This window comes from Kaistella chaponensis, assembly GCF_900156725.1.
GTDB classification, from domain to species: Bacteria; Bacteroidota; Bacteroidia; order Flavobacteriales; family Weeksellaceae; genus Kaistella; species Kaistella chaponensis.
Map to the genome: position 1 here is coordinate 286348 of NZ_FTOI01000001.1, position 23847 is coordinate 310194.

At 35.4% G+C, this 23847-nt stretch carries 26 protein-coding genes; 16 read left to right on the plus strand and 10 right to left on the minus strand.

The window, feature by feature from the left end:
* Positions 1 to 58 precede the first annotated feature (58 nt).
* From BW932_RS01300 to BW932_RS01330, 7 genes are all read left to right on the plus strand, one after another.
* Positions 59 to 1318, plus strand: coding sequence for a mechanosensitive ion channel family protein (locus tag BW932_RS01300; RefSeq protein ID WP_076384580.1), 1260 nt, complete (start codon positions 59 to 61; stop codon positions 1316 to 1318).
* A gap of 4 nt (positions 1319 to 1322) precedes the next feature.
* Positions 1323 to 2042 (plus strand): pyridoxine 5'-phosphate synthase, encoded by a 720-nt coding sequence (locus tag BW932_RS01305; protein WP_076384582.1) that lies wholly within the window; start codon positions 1323 to 1325, stop codon positions 2040 to 2042.
* 46 nt (positions 2043 to 2088) lie between these two features.
* On the plus strand, positions 2089 to 2883 hold the full coding sequence (locus tag BW932_RS01310; protein ID WP_076384584.1) for an alpha/beta fold hydrolase: 795 nt from the start codon (positions 2089 to 2091) through the stop codon (positions 2881 to 2883).
* Between the two features lie 71 nt (positions 2884 to 2954).
* Complete coding sequence (locus BW932_RS01315) at positions 2955 to 3971, plus strand: NAD-dependent epimerase/dehydratase family protein (RefSeq protein WP_076384586.1); 1017 nt, start codon at positions 2955 to 2957, stop codon at positions 3969 to 3971.
* Position 3972: 1 nt separating this feature from the next.
* Positions 3973 to 5736 carry an AMP-dependent synthetase/ligase gene (locus tag BW932_RS01320; protein WP_076384588.1) on the plus strand — a complete coding sequence of 588 codons (1764 nt, stop codon included), beginning with the start codon at positions 3973 to 3975 and terminating at the stop codon, positions 5734 to 5736.
* 74 nt (positions 5737 to 5810) lie between these two features.
* Positions 5811 to 6863, plus strand: coding sequence for a diphosphomevalonate/mevalonate 3,5-bisphosphate decarboxylase family protein (locus tag BW932_RS01325; RefSeq protein WP_076384590.1), 1053 nt, complete (start codon positions 5811 to 5813; stop codon positions 6861 to 6863).
* A gap of 1 nt (position 6864) precedes the next feature.
* Positions 6865 to 7368: a hypothetical protein gene (locus tag BW932_RS01330; RefSeq protein WP_076384592.1), complete on the plus strand. Its 504-nt coding sequence runs from the start codon at positions 6865 to 6867 to the stop codon at positions 7366 to 7368.
* A 5-nt stretch (positions 7369 to 7373) separates the two neighbouring features.
* Here the strand turns inward: BW932_RS01330 and BW932_RS01335 are convergent, their stop codons facing one another.
* From BW932_RS01335 to BW932_RS01380, 9 genes are all read right to left on the minus strand, one after another.
* Complete coding sequence (locus tag BW932_RS01335) at positions 7374 to 7568, minus strand: hypothetical protein (protein WP_076384594.1); 195 nt, start codon at positions 7566 to 7568, stop codon at positions 7374 to 7376.
* Positions 7569 to 7579: 11 nt separating this feature from the next.
* The gene (locus BW932_RS01340; protein WP_076384596.1) at positions 7580 to 8176 is read right to left on the minus strand and encodes a MarC family protein; all 597 of its coding nucleotides are present in this window, start codon (positions 8174 to 8176) and stop codon (positions 7580 to 7582) included.
* A 43-nt stretch (positions 8177 to 8219) separates the two neighbouring features.
* Positions 8220 to 9956 carry a BatD family protein gene (locus BW932_RS01345; protein WP_076384598.1) on the minus strand — a complete coding sequence of 579 codons (1737 nt, stop codon included), beginning with the start codon at positions 9954 to 9956 and terminating at the stop codon, positions 8220 to 8222.
* A complete protein-coding gene (locus BW932_RS01350; protein ID WP_076384600.1) occupies positions 9956 to 10696 on the minus strand; it encodes a tetratricopeptide repeat protein in 741 nt (246 codons plus the stop codon). The genes BW932_RS01345 and BW932_RS01350 overlap by 1 nt, the downstream gene beginning before the upstream one ends.
* Before the next feature lie 88 nt (positions 10697 to 10784).
* Positions 10785 to 11792 (minus strand): vWA domain-containing protein, encoded by a 1008-nt coding sequence (locus BW932_RS01355; RefSeq protein WP_076384602.1) that lies wholly within the window; start codon positions 11790 to 11792, stop codon positions 10785 to 10787.
* Between the two features lie 211 nt (positions 11793 to 12003).
* Positions 12004 to 13008 carry a vWA domain-containing protein gene (locus tag BW932_RS01365; RefSeq protein WP_076384855.1) on the minus strand — a complete coding sequence of 335 codons (1005 nt, stop codon included), beginning with the start codon at positions 13006 to 13008 and terminating at the stop codon, positions 12004 to 12006.
* A gap of 9 nt (positions 13009 to 13017) precedes the next feature.
* Complete coding sequence (locus BW932_RS01370) at positions 13018 to 13914, minus strand: BatD family protein (RefSeq protein WP_076384606.1); 897 nt, start codon at positions 13912 to 13914, stop codon at positions 13018 to 13020.
* 59 nt (positions 13915 to 13973) lie between these two features.
* Positions 13974 to 14837 carry a DUF58 domain-containing protein gene (locus BW932_RS01375; RefSeq protein ID WP_076384608.1) on the minus strand — a complete coding sequence of 288 codons (864 nt, stop codon included), beginning with the start codon at positions 14835 to 14837 and terminating at the stop codon, positions 13974 to 13976.
* An 88-nt stretch (positions 14838 to 14925) separates the two neighbouring features.
* A complete protein-coding gene (locus tag BW932_RS01380; RefSeq protein ID WP_076384610.1) occupies positions 14926 to 15930 on the minus strand; it encodes an AAA family ATPase in 1005 nt (334 codons plus the stop codon).
* A 360-nt stretch (positions 15931 to 16290) separates the two neighbouring features.
* Between BW932_RS01380 and BW932_RS01385 the strand changes: the two genes are divergently transcribed.
* The 5 genes from BW932_RS01385 (at position 16291) to BW932_RS01405 (ending at position 19280) form a co-directional block, all read left to right on the plus strand.
* Positions 16291 to 16761, plus strand: coding sequence for a DinB family protein (locus BW932_RS01385; protein WP_076384612.1), 471 nt, complete (start codon positions 16291 to 16293; stop codon positions 16759 to 16761).
* Positions 16762 to 16856: 95 nt separating this feature from the next.
* On the plus strand, positions 16857 to 17564 hold the full coding sequence (gene rlmB, locus BW932_RS01390; protein ID WP_245820624.1) for a 23S rRNA (guanosine(2251)-2'-O)-methyltransferase RlmB: 708 nt from the start codon (positions 16857 to 16859) through the stop codon (positions 17562 to 17564).
* 83 nt (positions 17565 to 17647) lie between these two features.
* Positions 17648 to 18097, plus strand: coding sequence for a hypothetical protein (locus BW932_RS01395; protein WP_185113905.1), 450 nt, complete (start codon positions 17648 to 17650; stop codon positions 18095 to 18097).
* 316 nt (positions 18098 to 18413) lie between these two features.
* Positions 18414 to 18932 carry a nitroreductase family protein gene (locus tag BW932_RS01400; protein WP_076384616.1) on the plus strand — a complete coding sequence of 173 codons (519 nt, stop codon included), beginning with the start codon at positions 18414 to 18416 and terminating at the stop codon, positions 18930 to 18932.
* A gap of 54 nt (positions 18933 to 18986) precedes the next feature.
* Entirely contained in the window at positions 18987 to 19280 is a 294-nt protein-coding gene (locus BW932_RS01405; protein WP_084566410.1) for a TM2 domain-containing protein, read from the plus strand.
* Positions 19281 to 19334: 54 nt separating this feature from the next.
* Here BW932_RS01405 and hemB read toward each other — a convergent pair whose 3' ends face one another.
* Positions 19335 to 20327, minus strand: a complete 993-nt coding sequence (hemB, locus tag BW932_RS01410) for a porphobilinogen synthase (protein WP_076384618.1) — start codon at positions 20325 to 20327, stop codon at positions 19335 to 19337.
* 122 nt (positions 20328 to 20449) lie between these two features.
* On the opposite strand from hemB, the gene BW932_RS01415 reads away from it, so the two are divergent.
* From BW932_RS01415 to BW932_RS01430, 4 genes are all read left to right on the plus strand, one after another.
* On the plus strand, positions 20450 to 20806 hold the full coding sequence (locus BW932_RS01415) for a T9SS type A sorting domain-containing protein (RefSeq protein WP_076384620.1): 357 nt from the start codon (positions 20450 to 20452) through the stop codon (positions 20804 to 20806).
* A gap of 92 nt (positions 20807 to 20898) precedes the next feature.
* Positions 20899 to 22161 (plus strand): NAD(P)/FAD-dependent oxidoreductase, encoded by a 1263-nt coding sequence (locus BW932_RS01420; protein ID WP_076384622.1) that lies wholly within the window; start codon positions 20899 to 20901, stop codon positions 22159 to 22161.
* A complete protein-coding gene (trmD, locus tag BW932_RS01425; RefSeq protein WP_076384624.1) occupies positions 22158 to 22832 on the plus strand; it encodes a tRNA (guanosine(37)-N1)-methyltransferase TrmD in 675 nt (224 codons plus the stop codon). The genes BW932_RS01420 and trmD overlap by 4 nt, the downstream gene beginning before the upstream one ends.
* A gap of 57 nt (positions 22833 to 22889) precedes the next feature.
* Positions 22890 to 23837 carry an endonuclease/exonuclease/phosphatase family protein gene (locus BW932_RS01430; RefSeq protein WP_076384626.1) on the plus strand — a complete coding sequence of 316 codons (948 nt, stop codon included), beginning with the start codon at positions 22890 to 22892 and terminating at the stop codon, positions 23835 to 23837.
* Positions 23838 to 23847: the final 10 nt, after the last annotated feature.

Here is a 23847-nt window from a genome sequence, read left to right on the forward strand (position 1 = left end):
TTTGTTAAAAGTAAGTATAAATCTGGGAAAGACAAACAGAATCCTTATTTTTGCGTTAATGAATAACGAACTGAAAGACACCAAAGATTTTTTGCAGAACATAAGTGATTATATTCACTTTTTTGTGCGAGATAGTATTCCTGATAGTGGGGTTTTGTTGTTCCAGATTCTCCTGAAGTTTGCTTTTCTTGTAGGCATTATTTATTTGATCGATTTTTTACTTAAGTTATTGATCAATACTACCTTCAAACTTTTTTATGCGAAGGACAAATATCCGGTGCTGAAATCTATTTATCAATCGAGAATTACGAATTCTTTTTCCCATTTAATGGCACTGTCATTTGGCAGTTATGCATTAGAATCAATTTTTTACCGACATCCCAAAAGTTTTACTTATTTGGAAAGACTGATTTATTTGGTCATTGTTTTCGTTGTTGCAGGAATGCTTTACCGTGGTTTAAGTGCTTTTAGGAATTATTTTATCATCAAGCAAGACTACTATAAAATCATCGCTTTAAATGCGGTATCGCAAACGGTGAAAATTTTCGGGATTTTTGTCGCTTCGGTCATTGCAGTTTGCGTTATATTCGGTATCAGTGGTTCTGCAATTGTAGGAAGTTTGGGAGCAATTACTGCTGTTTTGGTTTTGGTATTTCGCGACACTATTCTCGGTTTTGTAACGGGAATTCATGTCGCCACGTCAAAAAATTTAAAAGTGGGTGACTGGATCGGAATTCCAAAATATAATTTAGAAGGAACGATTGAAGATTTGAATCTTCTCACCACGAAAATTCAAAATTTCGATAAAACCATTTCTACGATTCCGACTTATGATTTGCTCACCACAGAAATCAAAAACCTTCAGGTGATGTCGGAAAGTAATACAAGACGAATCAAAAGATCCATTATTTTTAATATCAATTCCTTTAAATTTTTAAACCTTGAAGAAGTCAATCGGCTCGCGAAAATTAATTTGATTAAAAATTATTTGAACGAAAAGAAAGAAGAAATCATTGCAGAACGAGCGACGATTGAGAATTCCGAATTGGTAATCAACGGTCGACAACTAACAAATATTGGTGTTTTCCGGGAATATGCCTTTAATTATCTGAAAAAAAGTGAGCATATCGATCAAAACGAAACAGTAATGGTACGACAACTGGAAAATACACCGCAAGGAATGCCTTTAGAGATTTATTGCTTTACAAATGATTCCGCATGGGACCATTATGAAATAATTTTGGCAGATATTTTTGATCATCTTTTGGTTGCTTCAAAAGAGTTTGATTTACAAATAATGCAGTTCAATAAAATTTAATAAAATGACAAAACTCAGCGTAAATATAAATAAAATTGCAACCATTCGAAATGCGAGAGGTGCTGAATTGCCAAGCGTTACAGAAGCTGCGGTCAAATTGCAGGAATTCGGTGCGCAGGGAATTACCATTCATCCAAGACCGGATCAAAGGCATATTACCCGAAAAGATGTTTACGATTTGAAACCTTTGGTTCATACCGAATTTAATATTGAAGGAAATCCGCACCGTCCGTTTATCGATATGGTTTTAGAAGTAAAACCAGAGCAGGTAACTTTCGTTCCCGATGGTGAAGATGCGATCACTTCAAATGCTGGTTGGGATTGCGAGAAAAATTTAGGATTTCTAAAAAATGTGATTGCAGAATTTAAAAACGCTGGAATCCGGACATCAATTTTCTTGGATCCGAAGCCTGAAATGGTAAAGTTTGCAAAAGAAACCGGTGCTGATAGAATTGAATTGTACACCGAAGCCTACGCAACCCACTATTTAAAAAACAAAGAAGAAGCCATCAAACCTTACATCGAAACTGCTTTGGAAGCTCAGAAATATGGTCTTGGTATCAATGCTGGTCACGATTTAAGTCTAGAAAATTTAAAATATTTTGCTGATCATATTCCGAATTTATTGGAGGTTTCAATCGGTCACGCTTTAATTTCCGAGGCTTTGTATATGGGTTTAGAAAATACCGTTCAAGCGTATTTGAAGCGATTAGCGAAATGGTAAAGTAAATCTTTATCTTTGATTAATAATGATTTTTTAAAATTATAACTTGGAAAACAACAACATCATACACTCAAAAATCTACGGCTCAGATAAATCTGGAACGCCACTTTTGGTTTTTCACGGATTATTTGGAATGCTTGATAATTGGGGCAGTTTTGGCAAAGAAATGGGCGAACTTTTTCCGGTGCATTTAATAGATTTAAGAAACCATGGTAAAAGTTTTCATTCTTTTGAAATGAGCCATGATGATTTAGCGCACGATATTTTGCATTACATGGAATTTCATAAAATTGATCAATGCAATTTGTTGGGACATTCTCTTGGCGGAAAAGCCGTGATGCAATTTGCGATTAAATATCCTTTAAAAGTGGATCAACTAATCGTGGTTGATATTTCTCCTAAAGCTTATCCACCGCATCATCAAGGAATTTTAAAAGCGTTGGAAAGTGTTGATTTTAATCAAATTTCCACGAGACAGGAAGCTGAAGAAATTTTGCACCAATACATTCCGGAGAAATCTGTCATTCAGTTTCTCACCAAAAACCTTTATTGGACGGATGATAAAAAACTTGCGTGGCGCTTTAATCTCAAAACGCTTTCCGAAAAATATGCCGAATTTGTGTCAAATGCAATAAAATACGGCGTATTCTCGGGTAAAACTTTATTTATTTCTGGGGAAAAATCAAATTATATTTTGCCTCAAGATGAATTCCAAATCAAGCAGCAATTTCCCAATTCTTCGGTTGTTACCATAAAAAATGCGGGACATTGGGTTCAAGCAGAAAATCCGAAAGACTTCAATGAACTCGTAAAAGATTTTCTTTCTCAACAAAACATTTGATTAACGCAGGTTGAGTAACCTAAGGTGAAAAATTCACCGCTCATCATGCATTAATCACCATTAGTAAAAATATGATTTTAGTAACGGGCGCAACAGGAATTCTCGGAAGATTAATTGTTTTAGAACTGCTGAAACAAGGAAAAAAGGTGCGCGCAACAAAAAGAAAATCAAGCAATATCAATGATGTAAAACATTCCTTTCAGTTTTACACCGAAAATCCTGAAGAATTCTTTAATAAAATAGAATGGATCGACGTAGATTTTGATGATATCGACTCCCTGAAAACCGCACTCATTAATGTTGAAGAAGTGTATCATTGTGCCGCAAAAGTAAGTTTTCATCCGGATGATCGCAAAGAAATGTATCATTCGAATATCGTTGGAACTCGAAATCTCCTTTTCGCCTGTGAAAATTCGAGTGTTAAAAAATTCTGTTTTGTCAGCTCAGTTGCGGTTTTAGATGGTACTGATGAAAACGGAAAAGTTACTGAAGATTCTAATTTTAATCCCAAACTTCATCATTCGAAATATGCAAAATCTAAGCATTTTTCGGAAATGGAAGTATGGCGCGCTTCAGCAGAAGGTTTAAAAACGGTAATTATCAATCCCGGCGTAATTATCGGCAGCGGAAATTGGCAATCGAGTAGTGGAGAGATTTTTGGCACCTTCGAGAAGTTTCCTTACGCAATGAGCGGAAGTTCAAATTGTGTGGATGTTCGGGATGTTGCAAATATTGCGATTGCGTTGATGGAAAGAAATATATTTGGCGAAAGATTTTTGATCATCTCTGAAAACAAAAAGCTTGTAGAGGTGGCAAATCTGATTCGTCAGCAATTAGGTAAAAGCCAAGCGAAAGTACTCCCAAAATGGATATTGAATGTTGGTTACTTTTTAAACTTGTTATTGGGTTGGCTTATTCCGCCTTTAAGATTGTTGAACAGAATTAATATTCAGGCTGTAACTTCCCATCATCTTCTTTCGAATAATAAAATTAAAGAAAGGCTCGATTATCAATTTATCCCGATTACAGAAAGCATCGACTTTCATTTAAAAAATTACATAAAAGACCACCAAAAGTCCTCCAAATAATATGAATACTGCAGAATTTTTAAATACAAATGCTGATAAATTTCCACGGAAAGCCGCAATAGGTTTTAAGAAAAGAGAAAGCTGGAAAGAAATTCATTGGGGAGATTTCCGAAGAATGGTTTTCAAAACAGCCAATGCTTTACGAAAAGCAGGGATTTCTGAAAATGATAAAGTCGCCATATATTCTGACAATTCTGCTGAATGGATCGTTTTTGATTTGGCTATTTTATCTTTGGGAGCTGTAACAGTGCCTATTTATTCAACCAATAATCAGGAACAAGCTGCTTATATTTTAAATGAATCTGAATGCAAAATAATTCTCGTAGGAAATCAGGATCAATACGATGCTTCATACAGAATTCTAGAGGAAAGTCTCTTTTTAACGGAAATTATCGCTGCTAAAAAGTTGATCAAACTGCAGAAAGATCGCAGTCAACATTACCAAAATTTTATTAAAACCGCTGCCGAAAATTTCGATATTGTAGCGAAAGATGACGATGATTTGGCGACCATTATTTACACCTCTGGAACGACAGGTGTTCCAAAAGGGGTCATGTTAACACACGGAAATTTCCACAAATCAGTGGAAGCACATTTTGAATTTTTTAAATTTAAAAATTTCGAGAATGAAACGTCGCTCGCTTTTTTACCTTTAACCCATATTTTCGAACGCAGCTGGACCTTACTTGCATTACATGGTGGCGCAAAAGTGTATTTCCTGGAGAACACCAAACTCATCGCAAATGCTTTGGTAGAAGTGAAACCAACCATGATGTGCGCCGTTCCAAGATTTTACCAGAAAATTTATGCAGGGGTGAACGAAATGGCGCAAAACAGCGCAGAAAACAAAAAAAAGATTTTCAATTGGGCAATGAAAACCGGAAATCAAGTTGCAGATTTAAGGCGTTTAGATCATCCGATACCAATTTCTTTAGCCCTGAAAAATACCATGGCAAATCTTTTGGTTTTTAATAAAATCAAGAAAAAAATGGGGGGCAGACTTTGGTTCATGCCGTGTGGAGGTGCATCTGTTTCTGCGGAAGTGACCCAGTTTTTTGAAGCTTTGGGAATTCATATTACGGTTGGTTATGGATTGACGGAAACTACGGCAACCTTAACTTGTTTTCCATTTCACCATTTTATACATGGTTCCGCGGGAATTCCCATAGGAGATACGCAAATTAAAATCGGTGAAAACGATGAAATTCTGGCGAAAGGAAGCGGAATTATGAAGGGGTATTATAAAAAACCACAAGAAACCGCTGAAGTTTTTACAACCGATGGTTGGTTCAAAACGGGTGATGCAGGAAAATTTGATGCGCAAGGAAATCTTTTTATCACCGATAGAATCAAAGATCTTATGAAGACTTCGAACGGAAAATATGTGACACCACAACCCATCGAAAATATGCTCTCTAACAATAATTTTATCAATCAAGCGATGATTGTTGCTGAAGGAAAACCTTTTGTTACTGCGGTTATTATTCCAAATTTTGAAGCGTTGACTGATCAGTTACAGAAGATGAGTATTCCTTTTACCACTTGGGAAGAAATTGTAAATTCAGATCGAGTAAAAGAATTTTATCGGGAGAAAATCGATGAAATTCAAAAAGGACTTTCTGGATTTGAAAAAGTGAAAAAATTTATTTTGATGCCTGCAGAATTTGAAGTCAACAACGGGGAAATTACACCAACCTTGAAAGTGAAAAGAAATGTAGTCTTGAATAAATATGCAGATTTAATTGATAAAATGTATTCCCATTAAATCAATTTCTAAGGAAGTTATTGGACTAAATATAAATGTATTTTTAACAGCGGATAATTCGCAAAAAATTGAATATGGAAGAGTTTTTTGGATCAGATCATTATATCATTGCAAACGGGAAGGTTTCAGAATCCTGCCCTTCGAATATTGCTTTGATTAAATATTGGGGGAAATACGAGAACCAAATCCCTGCAAATCCGAGCATTAGTTATACGCTGAGTCAATGCAAAACCAATACTGAAATTGAGTTTTTAGCGGAAAAAACATTCTCGGTTCAAACTTTTTTAGCCGGAAAAGAAGAGAAAAAATTCGCCGAAAAGATTGAAAAATATTTCAAAAACATCGAACAATATTTACCGTGGATTCTAAAAGGAAAATACATCATAAAAACGGAAAACACTTTTCCTCACAGTTCCGGTATTGCAAGTTCAGCCTCCGGATTTGGTGCAATTGCCAAATGTTTGATGGATTTGGATGATCAATTTACCGGAAAATCAGACGAGGAGTATAAACGCAAAAAAGCAAGTTTTCTCGCCAGATTAGGGAGTGGAAGCGCGTGTAGAAGTTTATACGATGGCTTGGTTGTTTGGGGCGAAACGAAAGAAGTTGCGAACAGTTCTGATCTTTTTGCGGTTCCTTTTCCAAACAACGAAATTCATTCAATTTTCAAAAATTTTAATGATTGGGTTTTGTTGATTCACGAAGGTGAAAAATCGGTGAGTTCTACGGTTGGTCACGGTTTGATGAATACGAATCCTTATGCTGAAAGAAGATTTCAGGAAGCTCATGAAAATTTTGCTTTGCTAAAAAATATTCTGAAATCCGGCGATATGAAAAGCTTCATTCAACTTGTGGAACACGAAGCTTTGACGCTTCACGCGATGATGATGATGAGCGAACCCGCTTTTATTTTAATGAAAACCGGAACTTTAGCCGTGATCAATAAAATCTGGGAATTCAGGAAAGAAACAAATTTACCGTTATTCTTCACTCTTGATGCAGGTGCAAATGTTCATTTGCTTTTCCCAAGCAATAAAGAAGAAGATCAAATTCAATCATTCATCATCAAAGAATTGGTGCAACACACTCAAAATAATGGGGTTGTAAAAGATGTGATGAGGTTTTAAAGTGAAAGTTGAAAACAAATATTTTAAGAAAAATCAGATAAAAATTCGAAGATTTTGTCGTTTTGGAACTGTTCAAATTCCAGATGAGAAAAAATATTTTGAATCAATTAGAAAAGCAATAATCCTTTTTTTAATTTCGATTATTTTACTTACGGTATTTTTTACTTTTTCTAATCACAAAGATTTTGTAGTTAAAATAGGAATTTTTGCTTTATTTTTTAATTTTTATCAATTTTATAAAGTCTTTAGAATTCCTCTTTTGAAATTAAATAAAATGGGTATCGAACTTCGTCCAATAAATATTCCTTGGAAAAACATTAAAAAAATTAGAACAAATTGGAATAGCCATTGTTTCCATTTAGAAATACACTTAATGAATGGTAAAATTGTAAAAGAAAAATTAACGGAATTTTCAATTTATGATTATGTGACAATCTCTCCTATCATTAAAGCATTTCAAAAGAAATACAGAAATCAATTTATTTTCAAAAAAATAGAGAAGTAAGAGACTTATTTCTTTACAGAAAGTTTACTCATCGTATTCAAAACCAAAAGAACAATAATTCCTAACACTGCAGCAGAACCTGAAAAGATAAATTTTGCGTTTTCTTCATGCCAAAATCCTAAATTCCAGTCGATTACATAAAGATTAAAACCGATGAAAATGATAAAAAGAGCTAAGAATATTTTATAAAACAGTTGCATTTATTTAAATTTTAAAATTTAACGTAGGTTGAAAAAAGTTGCGCAAAATTTGCCGTAAATAATTTGATGGAAATCGCGAGAAGTACAATTCCGAAAACTTTCTGTAAAACCTGAAGCGTTCCATCGCCTAATTTATTTTCGAGCCAGTTGGAGGATCGAAGCACCAAATATACGAAAATTGTATTGAGAATAATGCCGCAAATAATATTGATATCATGATATTCCGCACGCAAAGAAAGCGTCGTGGTCAATGTTCCAGCTCCTGCAATTAGGGGAAAAGCGATCGGTACAATCGATGCAGATTTCGCCTCCGTGTTTTTATGGATTTCAATTCCTAAAATCATTTCCAACGCGATAATGAAAATTACAAAAGCACCTGCAATCGCAAATGAGTTTACATCAACACCAATTAATTTTAGAATTTTGTTTCCAATAAAAAGAAAGGCAATCATCAAAACTCCCGCAACGATGGAGGCACGTTCGGCTTCGATTTTACCAAATTTTTTCTTTAAACCCACAATAATGGGAATGGATCCTACAATGTCGATTACAGCGAACAGAACCATTGTTGCAGTAAGAGTTTCTTTTAAAGAAAAAGCTTCAAACATAAAATAAAATTATTAATTTCGCAAAATTATAAAAATTATTTGGTTATTTTATAATTTCGTTATAAAAAGAAATGATGGCTTCTAAAATCAAATCAATGTGTTCTGCGGTATGAAATGGCGCATATTTTTCTATTTGAATTTTCTCTGAAAGAATTCTATATTGTTCAGCGACGTGTGCTCCTTTGTTTTGTTCCAGATAGTTCCGGAATTCAGATTCATTAGTGACCGAGAAGAAATTCTTTGTTTCGTTATTTAATTCCTGGTATGCGGTGAAGAAAGTTTCGAAATCTTTATTTTCTTTTAATATTTTTAGATATTCGATATTTTCATCAAACTGATGACCGATTTTTTTCCTAATGATTTCTTCGGTTTCAGCGATGGAAATTGAACTTCGCAGTTGTTGAGGCTTTACTTTCTTTTTTTCTTGTCGCTTTTTCAATACCACAAAAAGCGAGAGAACGGCCACCATTAAACCAAGATTTCCAGCCACAATTTTCCAATTGATCTTGTCTTTATTTTTGATTTTTAAATTGTGTGTTTGCAAAACCGGCGTGTTTACCGTTTCTAAAACAATGTTGGTGTAATCATTTACTTTTTCGATGGTGCTTTTTGCATCTGCAATTTCTCCTGGAGTTTTCACATTTAAAAGAAGCGACTTCGGTCCAAGATCGGTATACTGTACCTCTTTAGGATTAAAGAAACTGAAATTTTCAAAATTAATAGAGATCGAACCTGCTTTTTTGGGAATCACCACATATTCTGCAATCACATCACCGCTGAGTCCGTCCTTTTGCGGAACGGTTTTCGTCGTAATTTGCGGTGTATAAAATACGTAATCAGGAGAATCAATAATTTTGGGCAGATCAAGACTTCCGAAATTTCCCGCACCGGAAAGTCGAACACTGATGTTAAGAGGTTTATCTACTTCAGGGATTTCGTCGGTGTTTGTTTGAGAAACTGCTACCTCAAAATTTCCCACTGCATTTTTAAAATTTGAAGGCATTCCATCGGGAAGTTTTTTTACATTTAATCGAACCCGGTTAGAAGAGACTTTCGTCGGTTTAGTAGCATTTCCTACGACTGCCGAGAAAGCATTTATTGCAATAGGACCACTTTCATTGGGGAAAATCATAAAGGTTCCGATCACTTGCGAAGCCATGCCGGAACTTGTTTCAATTTCAGATTTGGTATAATTGATCGGTTTAATGCTCGCATTTTTTTGCGGAGAAAACTGCAGGTTGCTCACTTTTCTAAAATTGTCGTAATCCTTGCTGTACGCTCGAAGAACGGCAACTGCAGGTTCATTTTTATAGACCACGTTCTTTTTAAGCTCCAAATTCAAATAAACCTCGTTACTGTGATTGGTATGTTCAGCGACTGCTGATTTTTTTTCGTTGTCTTTTACGTTGATTTCAAAAGGTTCGGTTTTGTAAATTTTACCATTTACGGTAACTAATACAGATCCAAATCTGATTTTTCCAGCCTCTTTTGGTGTGAGAACCCATTGGTAAACCATTTGATTGAGAACGTCGCCTTTTTTCGCATCTAAAACAACCGTGTTTTGTTCGGAAGCAGACCCAATAATATCAAATTTCGAAAGATCGGGCATTCTGAGTGGCGTTTCCTGTTCCATATTTTCCCCGCTGATTTCCAAGATGACCGTCAAGTTAAAACGTTGATTTACCCGCGGGTTTTTTACATCTGAAACAGCCAAAGTAACCTGACCATAAGTGAAAATGGCAGAGAATAAAAATAGGATATATGGAATTTTATGTTTCATTACCAATCCTTCTCGTTGCTTTGCGGCGTAGAGTAGGAGTTTTTATTGAGAATTCGTTTCGCGGTTTCTCGTTCTTTATTTTCCACCTGGTTAAGAATGGAGTTTTCTAAATCTTTTGGCATTTTGCCCTCTTTGTCACCTTTGGTTTTATTAGGATCATCACCGTCACTTTCCCCTTTGTTTTTTATCCCATTTCCGGCTTGGTTTTGTGGGGTGTTTCCTTTATCTTCGCCTTTGTTCTGATCTTTTGACTGGTCTTTTCCTCCGCCGTCAGATTTTCCTTGCTGTTTCTTTTGGTTTTCTTTTTCCTTTTCTTTCAGCATGGCAATCTCGTAATTTTTCCGAATAGCTTCGTTGTATGGATCCTGCTTCAAAGCGCGTTTGTAATATTCTGCTGCTTTTTTGGAATCATTTTTTTCAATGTGGCTATTTCCGAGGTTATACAGTGCTGCAGCTTTATCGGATAAGGAATTTGCATGTAATTCTGCTTTTTCGTACTCCGCTTTTGCTTCATCGTACATTTTCCTTTTGTACAGGGAATTTCCTAAATTATAATGAGCTGTAAAATCATTTTCCTTTATTTTCACCGCTTCCATATATTTAGAGGAAGAGGATTCGTAGTTTTTTTTATTAAATTCCTGATTACCTTTATACACAAGCGTATTATAATTTCCCTGTGCTGAAAAAAAACTGATACAAAAGATTGCCGATAAAAATGAAAAAAGTTGTCGTATGTTCATTACTGCAAAATTATCCCTTTAATTGTTAAGATTCTTCCTCCAAATTGTTAAATTTCGGTTAAAGTCTTTAGAATTCGTTGATTATGAACTAAATATTGAATTCTTTTTTGGGATTGAAGAGAAAAATTAATAAAAATAAGAGAATTGAAACCGCTAAAAAATATTGATAATAATGTACTGCATTCTGAGATTTCACTACACTTTCTGAAGAGGTAGAAGTTTTCTGAAGGGCATCAACAATCTGTGTCGTTGCATTTTCTAAATTATTTCCGTCCACGTAGCTTCCTCCTGTTTCAGATGCAATGTTTTGAAGTGCTTGATCTTGGCGTTTTGAAATAACAGTTTGACCATTCAGATCTGTTTTGTAACCCATTAACTGTCCGAAAACGTATTCGGGAATGGGTGCGCCTTCTTCTGAGCCAATTCCGACTGTTATTGCAGTAATTCCTTCTTTTTTCGAAAGTTTAATGGCTGATTTTTCGTTGCCTTCATTGTCTTCTCCATCGCTCAGAATCACTACTTTTCGGGATCCTTTTGGGAGATCTTTAAATTTTTCTGCAACCGTTTCCATTCCGATCAGAAAATCGGTTCCTTGTTTTTTTACAATATTCGTTTCTATCCCGCCAATATAAGTTTCAACTGCGGAGAAATCTGTGGTTAAAGGCATGATAGAAGTCGCTTCTCCGGCGAAAACTACAATCCCAACTTTGTCGTTCTGCATTTTACTCATCGTGTTGATGATGATATTTTTTGCTTGATCGAGGCGGTTGGGTTCCACATCCTGCGCATTCATAGAACTGGAAACATCGAGCAGGAAAATGACATTATTTATTTTTTGTTTGGTTTTTACTTCTTCAGTTCCGCTGAGAACATCAACAATAGAAAGGATGAGAAATAAGGTTGCGAGCAAATAGAGCAGTGGCAAAATTTTGGAAAATCTGGTTTTTTTCTCAAAAAGTTCAGGCTGAAAACGCGCTTCGGCAAACTGGTCTTTTTTGTGGCTTTTCCATTTGAAATAGGCAGTCATAATGATCCCAAGCAACGGCAAAAGCAGCAGCAAAAGTAAATACCAGTAATTTCCTAAACTCAAATTCATTTTTTAATTCTTTATTTCAGTCAAAGCTGCTCCATTTTTTATTCTCAGTTTTTTGAAATCCGTCGGAAGACAAAATGCCCCGACTTTTAGCCCCGATTGAAGGGAAAATCCTTTTTCTTTTTTTCGAGAAAAAAGAAAAAGATTGGAATGAAAAGCGGGACTGCTCTCCGGAAAAACGAAAATATTGTTGCTCCTAATGATTGTCATTTTTTTAGCTCAAAAATTTATAAAAAACCCAGCGAAAGAGCGCATCGAAAAGCAAAACACCTAATGCAATCCAAAGGAAAATCCGGAAATATTCTTCGTAATTGTAGAGTTTTGTAGTCTTGAGTTCGGATTTTTCGAGTTGATTTATTTCGTCGTAAACCTTTTCTAAACTTTCATTGGAAGTGGCTCTAAAATATTTTCCACCCGTAGTTTGGGCAATTTCTCGCAAGATGGGTTCGTCGATTTTCACTTCGGCTTCCGAGAAGACCAAATCTCCGAAAATATCTGTGGAAGTGGGCATCAACGCATAACCATTGGTCCCAATTCCTATGGAATATACCTTGATTCCGTTGGTTTTCGCGAGTTGTGCGCCGACTTGTGTGGGCATCGCATTTTCGATGGTATTGACGCCATCGGTCATCAAAATAATGATTTTCGACTTGGCTTTGCTGTTTTTTAAATGACTTACAGCGACCGAAAGTCCTTCGCCAATTGCTGTTCCGGGTTGTAATTCTAGCGGATTCAGTTGTTCTAATTCGTCGATTACCACGGCGTGATCGGAAGTTACGGGAACTTTGGTAAACGCCTCGCCGGAATACGTGACCAAACCGATGCGATCACCTGGTCTTTTGTCAACAAATCTTTTGGCGATATTTTTCAGCGCAGTCAATCGGTCGGGTTCTAGATCTTTTGCCAACATACTCAGTGAAACATCGACGGAGAGCATGATGTCGATTCCTTTGCTGTCGTCTTGATTTTGAGAAATGGTGAATGATCGTGGTCTCGCCATTGCAATAATCAAACAGGTGAGAAGGAGGTATTTGGAGATTTTCAGCAGAAATAGGACCAATAAAATTCCTTTGTTTTCCTGCATATTTTTCGTGGTAGGTACTTTTATTCCGGTTCGTTGTTTCTTGCGAACATCCAAAATAAAAAGCGGAATGAATGCCAAAAAGAGCAGCAAAAACCACGGACTGTAAAATTGAAAATTTGAAAAATTAAATGGCATGCGCATTGGTTAAACTCCGGTTCGTAATTGGTCCATTTCTAAATCCTTGGAAGAGCTTCTCACAAAGGATTTAATATCCTCAAAATCTTTTTCCATCATTGGTTGATCGGGAAATGTTTTGGCGAATTTTACCAGATCACCGCGCAGGAAAATATTTTCTACGATGGTTTCATTTTGAGGGGAAATAGTGTTGTTGAGCTTCATCACATCGATAAGATCATCGGTTAATAAAACATCTGCCGGGATTTGGTATTGTTTGGTAATAAAAGTTCGGGAGATGTCGATTAATTCTATATAGAATGAGCGATAGTCGCCATTTTCCATGAATTTTTTCTTTCTTAAATTCTCCAGATCTTTTAGGGTTTGATTGGTCATCATGATGGGTGAACTTTTTCTGCGTTTTCCGTATCTGATGAATTGGTAGATCGCAAAAATGAGCGCCAAAACAATAAAAACTCCCAAAATGTAGAATTTGTACAATTGCCAATAATCGTTGACCTCAAGTTTGACCTCTTTGTTTTTCATGATGTCATTGATCTGATCACCTTTCTGAGCTGTATTGATGACTTCAACTTCGTACGGGATGGTCTGTAAAATTTTCCCGTCGATTTTAAAATCTAAAGCTGGTATCGTATATTTTCCTTCTTCAAAAACCGCGAATTCGATCAACCGGTCGTAATGATCCGCTTGTTTACTGATGCTGTCTTTTATTTCCTCGAAGTGAAAAGGAAGCAGTTCGTTTTTTGGAGCAGAAACCACATCTTTTCCCTGAAGATTAGAAATCGTCACCCGAAAAACGCCGACTTCACCTAAAGCCAAAGTTGATTTGTCGAGTTTGGAGCCCAAAGTCTGCGCTAAAACAGAAATACTGAGAACTGAGAATATGATAAAAAATATTTTTTTCAAAGTTTAATTCTTTTTGTAAATGCAAATGGCATTAATAATAGGGAAGGGTTTTGTACGATTTACCGCTTCCGAAAATACTGATACAGAAATTTCGAATAATCTTCACCTGTGTTAATATTCATCAGTGTTGCAGAGGAGTTTTCGAAATCTTCTTCTAAGTTTTTTACTTTTTGTTTTTGTTTTTCTGCAAATTCATAGCGCCATCTTGCACTCGACGTATTTGCCCAGATTTGTTTCCCTGTTTCTGCATCCTGAAAAAGAGCATAACCGACGTCTGGAATTTGAACATCTTTATCATCGAAAATTCGCATTCCTAATAATTGGTGTTTTCTAGAAGCTACTCTCAACATTTTCACATCGTATTCATCTTCAAAATCTGAAAACATAAATAACATCGACCGTTTTTTGAATATATTCATCATATATTCTAAAGCTTTATCGATATGTGATTCCGCCGGAACATAATCTGCCGATAAAATGGTACTAATGATTGCTAAGATATGTTTCCTTCCTTTTTTTGGAGGAATAACTTTGTAAACTTTATCAGCAAATAGAATCAAACCAACTTTATCATTATTTCCCGCGGCTGAAAATCCTAAACTTGCAGCAATTTCGGCCACGAATTCTCTTTTCAACTGCGTTTTTGTGCCATAATCCATCGAAGCAGAAATGTCCACCAAAAGCATCATGGTCAATTCGCGTTCTTCTTCCATTACTTTAACGAAAGGTTCGCGGAAACGTGCGGTTTTATTCCAATCGATTCTGCGGATTTCATCGCCAAATTGGTAAGGACGAACTTCGGAAAAAGTCATACCTTGACCTTTAAAAGCACTGTGATATTGACCCATCAAAGTAGCTTCGGACTTTTTCTTGGTCCGAATTTCAATTTGCTTTACTTTTTTGATGATGTCTTTTATTTCCACTGCGGATTCTTTATTTTAGATTTTGAATTTTAGATTTTAAATGTAATAAATGGTTCGTTTAAAATTTAAAATCTTCAATTTAAAATGATTAAGGAGCTTGAACTTTTCCTAAAATTTTATCGATGATGATGTCTGCTGTAATTTCCTCTGCTTCTGCTTCAAAACTCAAACCGATTCTGTGGCGTAAAATATCTTTTGCAATATTCTTGATATCTTCGGGAATTACAAAAGCGCGGTTTTTCAAAAATGCCATTACTCTTCCGGCGATTGCTAAATTGATTGAAGCTCTTGGTGAAGCTCCGAAACTGATCAGGCTTTTCAGTTCTGATAATCCGTATTTCTCTGGGAAACGCGTCGCAAAAACCATATCGAGAATATATTTTTCTATTTTTTCATCCAAATATATTTGATTGACGAGTTCTTTCGCTTCGACAATATTTTGCAATGAAATTACAGGTTTAATCTCCGGTAGATGCGAAGTTGCGACCATTTTCATAATCTTTCTTTCGTCCTCAAAATCCGGATAACTGATCGTACATTTCATCATAAAACGGTCACTTTGTGCTTCCGGTAAAAGATAAGTTCCTTCTTGATCGATTGGATTTTGCGTGGCTAAAACCAAAAACGGTTTCGGTAAAGCCATGGTTTCATCACCGATCGTCACTTGTTTTTCCTGCATCGCTTCCAAAAGTGCTGATTGTACTTTGGAGGGAGCTCGGTTGATTTCATCTGCCAAAACAAAATTCGCGAAAATCGGACCTCTTTTTATGGAGAAATCATTTTCTTTAATATTGTAAATCATTGTTCCCACTACATCTGCAGGTAATAAATCGGGCGTAAACTGAATTCTGGAAAATGCACCTTCAACCGCATCTGCTAAAGTTTTAATCGCCAAAGTTTTCGCCAAACCAGGAACGCCTTCCAACAAAACGTGACCATTCCCCAGAAGACCGATGAGTAAACGATCTACCATGTATTCTTGTCCGATAATTGCTTTGTTGATTTCTTGTTTGAGAAGGGTGAAAAAATAATTCTGTTCCCGAACTTTTTCTGTGAGTTGTCTGATATCTTCCGCCTGATGTAATTCTGACATAGTGTTTTTAAAATTTAAAGTGTAAATTTCTAACAAATACCCACACCAATCAACACAATTGATGCCAATTTAAAGTTAAAGTTTGTTAAAAAAAATACCGTGTTTTCGAAGAAATTCAGCTTTAAAATTTGTTTAAGAAGTCAGAAACAAATTTACTGCATATTCACGGAACATCCCTGTTTTTTATGAGGTCTTTTGCGGGACAACTTCTGCAATTAGGGTTATAAAGCTCTTTTTTTATGAAAATGGTTTTGCATGATCAACAAAGATTATTATTCTTTCTCCTCCAAAAAAATGAAGTGCTGTACTTTTGTCTTTTTCAGTTAATTAACCTATTTTTGGGGCATTAAAAATTGTAAAATGAATTATCATTTTCAGGCGCACCGCCAAGTTCGACGAAATCTTCTTGAAATTTTGCAAAATACTTCTCAAAAAGATCTCATGTTGATTCCCGATGGTTTCAACAATAATATCTATTGGAATATCGCACATACCGTTGCAACACAGCAGCTTTTGTGTTATTATCTAAGCGGAAATCCTTTTAGAATCGATAAATATTGGATTGAAACTTATAAGAAGGGAACCCTTCCTAATCTTAATGTGCAGCAATCGGAAGTTGATGATTTGGCTTTCTTGCTCACCGAAACTTCAAAGATTTTGATGAAAGATTATGATGCAGACTTCTTCGCAGATTATACTTCTTACACCACAAGTTTTGGTCTTGATCTGAAAAATATTCAAGATGCCATTATTTTTAATAATATGCACGAAAGTTTGCATTTCGGGTATGTGATGGCTCAGAAAAGAGCAATTTTAGGAGAAGGATTCTAAAAAAAAATTAAAACAGCAATTTTCGTTGCTGAAAAAAAATAAAAATTAAAACATTGAAAGATAAAGACGACTTTATATTTGGTTTAAGACCCGTAATGGAAGCCTTGGAAGCAGGGAAAACCATCGACAAGATATTTTTGCAAAATGCACTTCAAGGGGATATTTACCATGAGTTAAAAAATCTTCTGGCGAAACACAAAATTCGTGCGAATTACGTTCCAATCGAAAAACTGAACCGTTTCACCCGAAAAAATCATCAAGGAGTAGTCGCATTTATTTCCGATGTTCCTTTTGAAAAAATTGAGGATGTTTTGCCGCAACTTTTCGAAGAAGGAAAAACGCCTTTTCTCTTGATTTTGGACCGTTTAACCGATGTTAGGAATTTTGGTGCCATTTGTCGTACGGCAGAATGTGTGGGAGTTCATGCTGTAATTCTTCCTGAAAAAGGAGCCGCACCAATTAATTCTGATGCCATAAAAACTTCAGCCGGCGCGATTTATAATTTGAAGATTTGTAAAGAAAAAAATCTTGCACACGCCGTTGATTTTCTTCAGCAATCTGGAGTGCAGGTTTTTGCTGCTACAGAAAAAGCTCAGAAATTATATTATGATGTTGATTACACACAACCTTGCGCAATTGTGATGGGTAATGAAGAAACGGGAATCTCAAAGGAAGTTCTGCATCATTCAGACGAAAAAATAAAATTGCCAATCGAAGGTAAAACCGAATCTTTAAATGTTTCTGTTGCGTGTGGTGCAATTCTCTACGAAGCCATGCGTCAGAAAATAAGAGAGGTTTTGTGATTTTTATTTCTTATCACCATCATATAAAAAGTAAATACCAGTTTTAAAAAAGATTTTTTACATTTATTAAAAAATTGAAATTAATGCTGAATAAGACCATTTCGAAATCTGAGGTAAGAAATTATGTAAAAGAAACGATACTTGCAAAGATTGAGAAACTCAAAAACTTCTTAGATTTTACGCTCGAAGCCAGCCGAGAAATTAAAAAGACGCCGAAATACGATTCGATGCGCGAAGAAATGCAGGAGGAAATTTACCAAATGCAAAAACAATTGGCCGCGCTTCACGATTTGAAACAAAAATTAAATAAAGTTCTGAATGCTCCTTCCGAACGGGTAAATATCGGATCGCTAGTTTTTACGAACAAAGCACGATTTTATATTTCGGTTTCTTTGGGCGAATTTTTCTTTGAAGGAGATCGTTTTTATGCGATTTCTGAGGAAAGTCCAATGGCGAAAATAATGTTTGGTAAAAAACCGGGCGATACTTTTCTTCTCAATAATATCAGTCAAACCATCGAAAGTGTGATGTAATTCACCATCCAAAAAGTTTAAAATAGAATGACTGTTCGTAACTTATACCAAAATTATAAATCATCATCTGTTTTCCGTAAAGTTGGTTTTTTTTGGAAAAAATAATGCAATAAAATAAACCACAAAAGCAACAAAATTTTAGCGAAATTTTTTTATTTTTTAAAGTGAAAATAAGGCGGTTCTAACATTATTTTCACTTTAATACAAGATTTATTAAACTTTTTGAAATAAAAACTTTTGTAACTTTTGTGGTTTAAAAAATTATCATTCAGTAAATTGGTTGATACAAGTTCGGGATAGTCATATAAAATAAAAAATGGAAAAATCAAAAATTCTCAAAGAGATCGTAGAAAGCATAAGAAGTATATTCCCGAAAAGTTATACTGATGAAGAAATTGAGGAAGATGTTTTACAGGAAATCTTAAACTCCGCCATTTTTGCTCCCAATCATAAAAAGACAAAACCTTGGAGATTGAAGGTTTTTCGGAAAGAAGAGAAAGATCAGCTAGGAAAAAAACTCGCGGAAATCTATAAATCGACGGTTGCACCACAAAATTTTCTGGAAAAAAAATATCAGGATATCTCCGATAAAATTTCGAAGACCGATACAATTGTTACAATCTCTGTAAATTTCAGCGGTTTGGTTCCGGAATGGGAAGAGATTGCGGCTACTGCAATGGCGGTTCAGAATATGTATCTTACTTCGACCGCAAATAATATTGGTTGCTATTGGAGTACACCGGGAATGATGAATCATTTGGGAGAATTTCTCGGTTTGGAAGAAAACCAAAGATGTTATGGTTTATTCTACTTGGGAAATCTTCAATACCTGTAACTTTTTACCATTGCAACCGACTACTTTAAGAACTAATAATTTAAAAAGTAAAACATGGAAACTTACGGTTACAGCAACGGTCCTTCTCAAAATCAAAACTTCAGTAACAGAAATTATCGGTCTGAAAAGAAATTGGCAGCAGGTCTTTTAGGAATTCTTGCCGGAATTTTCGGCGCAAACAAATTTTATTTGGGATACATTAATCAGGGATTAATTCAAATTGTTTTAAACGTTTGCACTTGTGGAGCAGCTTCTGTCATTCCTTTGATAGAAGGGATTATTTATCTCACCATGAGCGATGAACAATTCGACCAGACTTATATTCAGAATAAAAAAGGATGGTTTTAAAAGCAAAACGAGCTTCTAATTTTAGAAGCTCGTTTTTTTATGTAGATTTTAGGTTCAGCCGTTCAATAAAATCGCAGCTTCTTTCGCAGCGTAGGTGAAAATCATATCTGCACCCGCTCTTTTTATGCAGGTTAAACTTTCGATGATGGCTTTGTCATTATCTAACCAGCCATTTTGTGCTGCAGCTTTTAACATGGCATATTCGCCACTTACATTGTAAACTGCAATCGGCAAGTCGATCACATCGCGAACTTTTGCCACGATATCCAAATAAGGCATTCCAGGTTTAATCATAATAATATCTGCACCTTCCGCAACATCTTTCAAAACTTCATCAATCGCTTCTCTTGAATTATGAAAATCCATTTGATAGGTTTTTTTATCCTTTGGAATTTCCTGATTATCGACGGGAGCAGAATCTAAAGCACTTCTGAACGGTCCGTAGAAAGAACTTGCATATTTCGCGGCGTAACTTACTATTCCTACATCCGTAAAACCACTTTCTTCTAAACCGGTTCTGATTGCTGCAACTCTTCCATCCATCATATCACTTGGTGCGACAATATCTGCTCCTGCTTCTGCATGAGAAACCGACATTTTTACCAAAGCATCATTCGTGGCATCATTATCAACTTTTCCATTGGTAATAATACCGTCGTGTCCATATATAGAATAGGGATCCAACGCAACATCGGGCATGATGATCATTTCTGGAACTGCATCTTTTATGGCTTTAATGGTATTTTGCATGAGTCCGTTTTTGTTCCAAGACTCTGTTCCGCGATTATCTTTTAAATTTTCTGAAACTTTCATATAAAGATTAACCGCTTTTACGCCAAGAGAAAATAACTCTTTACATTCCTTCACCGTTAAATCCAAACTTCTGCGATAAATTCCCGGCATTGAGGCGATGGCTTCTTGCTTATTTTCGCCTTCCATCACAAATATGGGCATTACAAAATCATTTGTTGTAAGAATTGTTTCCTGTACTAAAGCTCTAATAGCGGCATTTGTACGTAATCTTCGGTTTCTTGAATAGATAATCATTAGTGGAATAGTATTTGATTTAACACTTGCAAATTTAATCATAGTTTTTTTTAAAAACTATTGTGCATTTCGACTAAATTCTTACATTTGTAAGGATATTATAAAATTTAAAGTCTTATAAGGTGAAAAAATTATTATTTTCTTTGATATTTATCGGCAGCATGACAGTTTTTTCAGAAAATATTTCTGCGCAATCTGTTGCAAGAGAGTCTGTTACTTCTTCACAGAAATCTGATGATGGAGTTTTGGTGGCTTTCCCAAATCCTGCGAAAGATTTTATAATCGTAAAATCAAAAGACAGTGATTTAAAAGTTAAATCGGTTACCTTTTATTCTATTTTAGGAATGCAGGTTGCTGAATATATCGTAAATATGAATTCCGGAGAAATTAGGTTAGACAAATTAAGACCTGGAAAATATCTCATGAAATATACTTTGAGTGATAATACACAGAAAGTTACCCAAATTATTAAACAATAAATTATAAAATCCTTTTAACGAAGGATTTTTTTTTATTTATACCACTTCTTTACCACCTTTTTGAACTGTAAAAAAATCCCTAATTTTGTATCATGGAAACGAGGGAAAAAATTGTGATTATTGGTGGAGGCTTCGCAGGACTTCAGTTAGCGAAGGCTCTTAACAAAAAGCGTAAGAAAGTAATTGTGATCGATAAGGTAAACCATCATATGTTTCAACCGCTTTTTTATCAGGTTGCATGTGGAAGGATTGAGCCGAGTAATATTTCCTTTCCTTTTCGGAAAATCTTTCAGCGTTCCAGAAATATACAATTCCGCATGGTGGAAGTTCAGAAAATTCTTCCTGAACAAAATAAAATTATTACCGAAGATGCAGAATTCACCTATGATAAACTCGTCATCGCGACTGGATGCAAAACCAATTTCTTTGGAAATTCGAAAATGCAAGGTCTTACCTATGGAATGAAAAATACGCAGGAAGCGATTGCGATTCGGAACAATATTCTCTTGACCTTCGAGAAATTAATTATTGAAAAACGTCGATCAGATGACGGAAACTGGAATATCGTTATCGTAGGAAGCGGACCAACTGGTGTGGAATTAGCCGGAGCATTTGCGGAAATGAAAAAGGATATTCTTCCTCGAGATTATCCGAACATGAATTTTAATGATCTGCAAATTATCCTGATCAGTTCTACCGAAAAGCCGCTTAACGTAATGAGCAAAGAAGCGCAGGAAAAATCGGAGCTGTATTTGAAAGAACTCGGAGTCCATTTTAGGAGTGGCGAATTTGTTACCGATTATGATGGTGATCAGGTGACGATGAAAAGCGGTAATACCATTAAATCTAATAATGTGATTTGGGCAGCTGGAGTTACCGGTAATGTCATTGAGGGCTTAAATCCTGAAATCATCGTAAGAAATCGCTACAAAACCGATCGTTTTAATCGAGTTCAAGGATACAAAAATATTTTTGCAATTGGGGACATTGCTTACATGGAAACTCCAAAATATCCTGAAGCGCATCCACAGGTGGCAAATGTGGCCATTAATCAGGGAACTAATTTAGCATCAAATCTTCTTAAAAATTCTGAAAATAATTGGGAAGAATACGAATATAAAGATCAAGGAAGTATGGCAACCATCGGAAAGCATAGAGCGGTTGTTGATTTACCTCAATTTAAATTTCAAGGTTTTCTAGCTTGGTATTTTTGGATGTTTCTCCACTTAATGCTTATTCTATCCGTAAGAAATAAACTTGCCATTTTCTTTAACTGGATGTGGAGTTATATCAACAGAGATTCCTCTTTGCGTCTGATCATTATTCCAAACAGAAAAAATAATACTGAACAATGAGAATCGATATAATAAGTGTCTTACCTGAATTAATGGAAAGTCCTTTCAAAGCGTCTATTTTAAAAAGAGCTGCAGAAAAAGGGATTGTAGAAGTTCATTTTCATCAGCTTCGAAATTATGGCTTAGGAAAACATCGCCAAATCGACGATGAACCTTATGGCGGTTCAGCTGGAATGGTCATGATGATTGAGCCTCTAGATCTGTGCATTTCTGACCTGAAATCTCAACGCGATTACGATGAAATCATCTATTTAACGCCCGATGGAGAAACGCTAAATCAAAAAATTGCAAATACGCTTTCTCTGAAAAATAATTTAATCTTTCTCTGTGGGCATTATAAAGGAATCGATCAAAGACTTCGCGATCTCCATATTACCAAAGAAATCTCGATTGGCGACTATGTATTAACAGGCGGTGAATTGGCCGCTTGTGTTTTAGCAGACACCATTATTCGGCTGGTTCCGGGTGTTCTAAACGACGAACAAAGTGCTTTGACCGACAGTTTTCAAGATAATCTACTTTCTCCACCAATTTATACAAGACCTTCCGAATACAAAGGTTTGAAAGTTCCCGAAATTTTATTGAGCGGAAATTCCCGTAAAATTGAAGATTGGCTGCATGAACAAGCCATGAAAATCACAGAGGAAAAAAGACCAGATATTTTAAGATAATTCAATCATAATAAATTATTTTTTTTCTATATTTGACAAACACGTGTTCAACGCTTAATGGAAAATAATGAAAGGAAAGAGCTTTTTGCTTTTTATAATGTAGAAAATTTATTTTCTCCCGATCCTACACCGATTCACCGATTAGATCCTACAATTTCAGGACTGAGAAATTGGGACGAAAGAAAGTATAAAAACAAGTTATTTAAAATTGCACACGTTTTCGAGTTAATCCGGGAAACGGAAGAAGTGCTTCCAATGCTCATTGGTTTGGCGGAAATTCAAGGACAAGCTCCGTTGGATGAGTTGGTTACAATGCCGCCATTTAATTCTGAATATGGTGTTATTCATTACGATTCTATGGATGAAAGAGGAGTTGATGTTGCTTTGTTATATGACAAAAGTAAGATCGAAATTTTATCCTCAGAACCCATCACCTACTTTTTCGAAATTGAAGATGATCATCCTGCGAATTACGATACAACGAGAGATATTTTACATTGTAGAATTAAATATGAAACAGAGATTATCAATGTATTTGTCTTGCATCTCCCTTCAAAAAGGGAAAAAGATGTCAATAAACCCAAACGCGAGTTTATCTTAAATGATATTCACAAAAAAATAATAAACATTGTTTCGAAAACTACAGAAGCAGTACTGATTTGTGGAGATTTTAATGAAAATCCCGATGATGAAAATATTACAAATCTCCTTTATGATAGCGATTTAAACAAAATGTTGGTTAATCCTTCTCTGGAATTGTATAAAAATAAAAATTTTTCTACCTTTTATTACAAGGATGGCTTACTTTTTGACCAAATTCTCTTGTCAAATAATTTTTTTAAGGAAAACTCTGGGTTAAAATTTGCTGAAGCTAAAGTTTTTAATCATCCAAAATTAGCAAACTGGGTAGGTAATTTTAAAGGTAAACCTTTCCGGACTTTTGCAGGCACAAGATATTTGGGCGGATATAGTGATCACTTTCCCGTCTTAACCCAGTTTTTGTAAAACAAGTTAA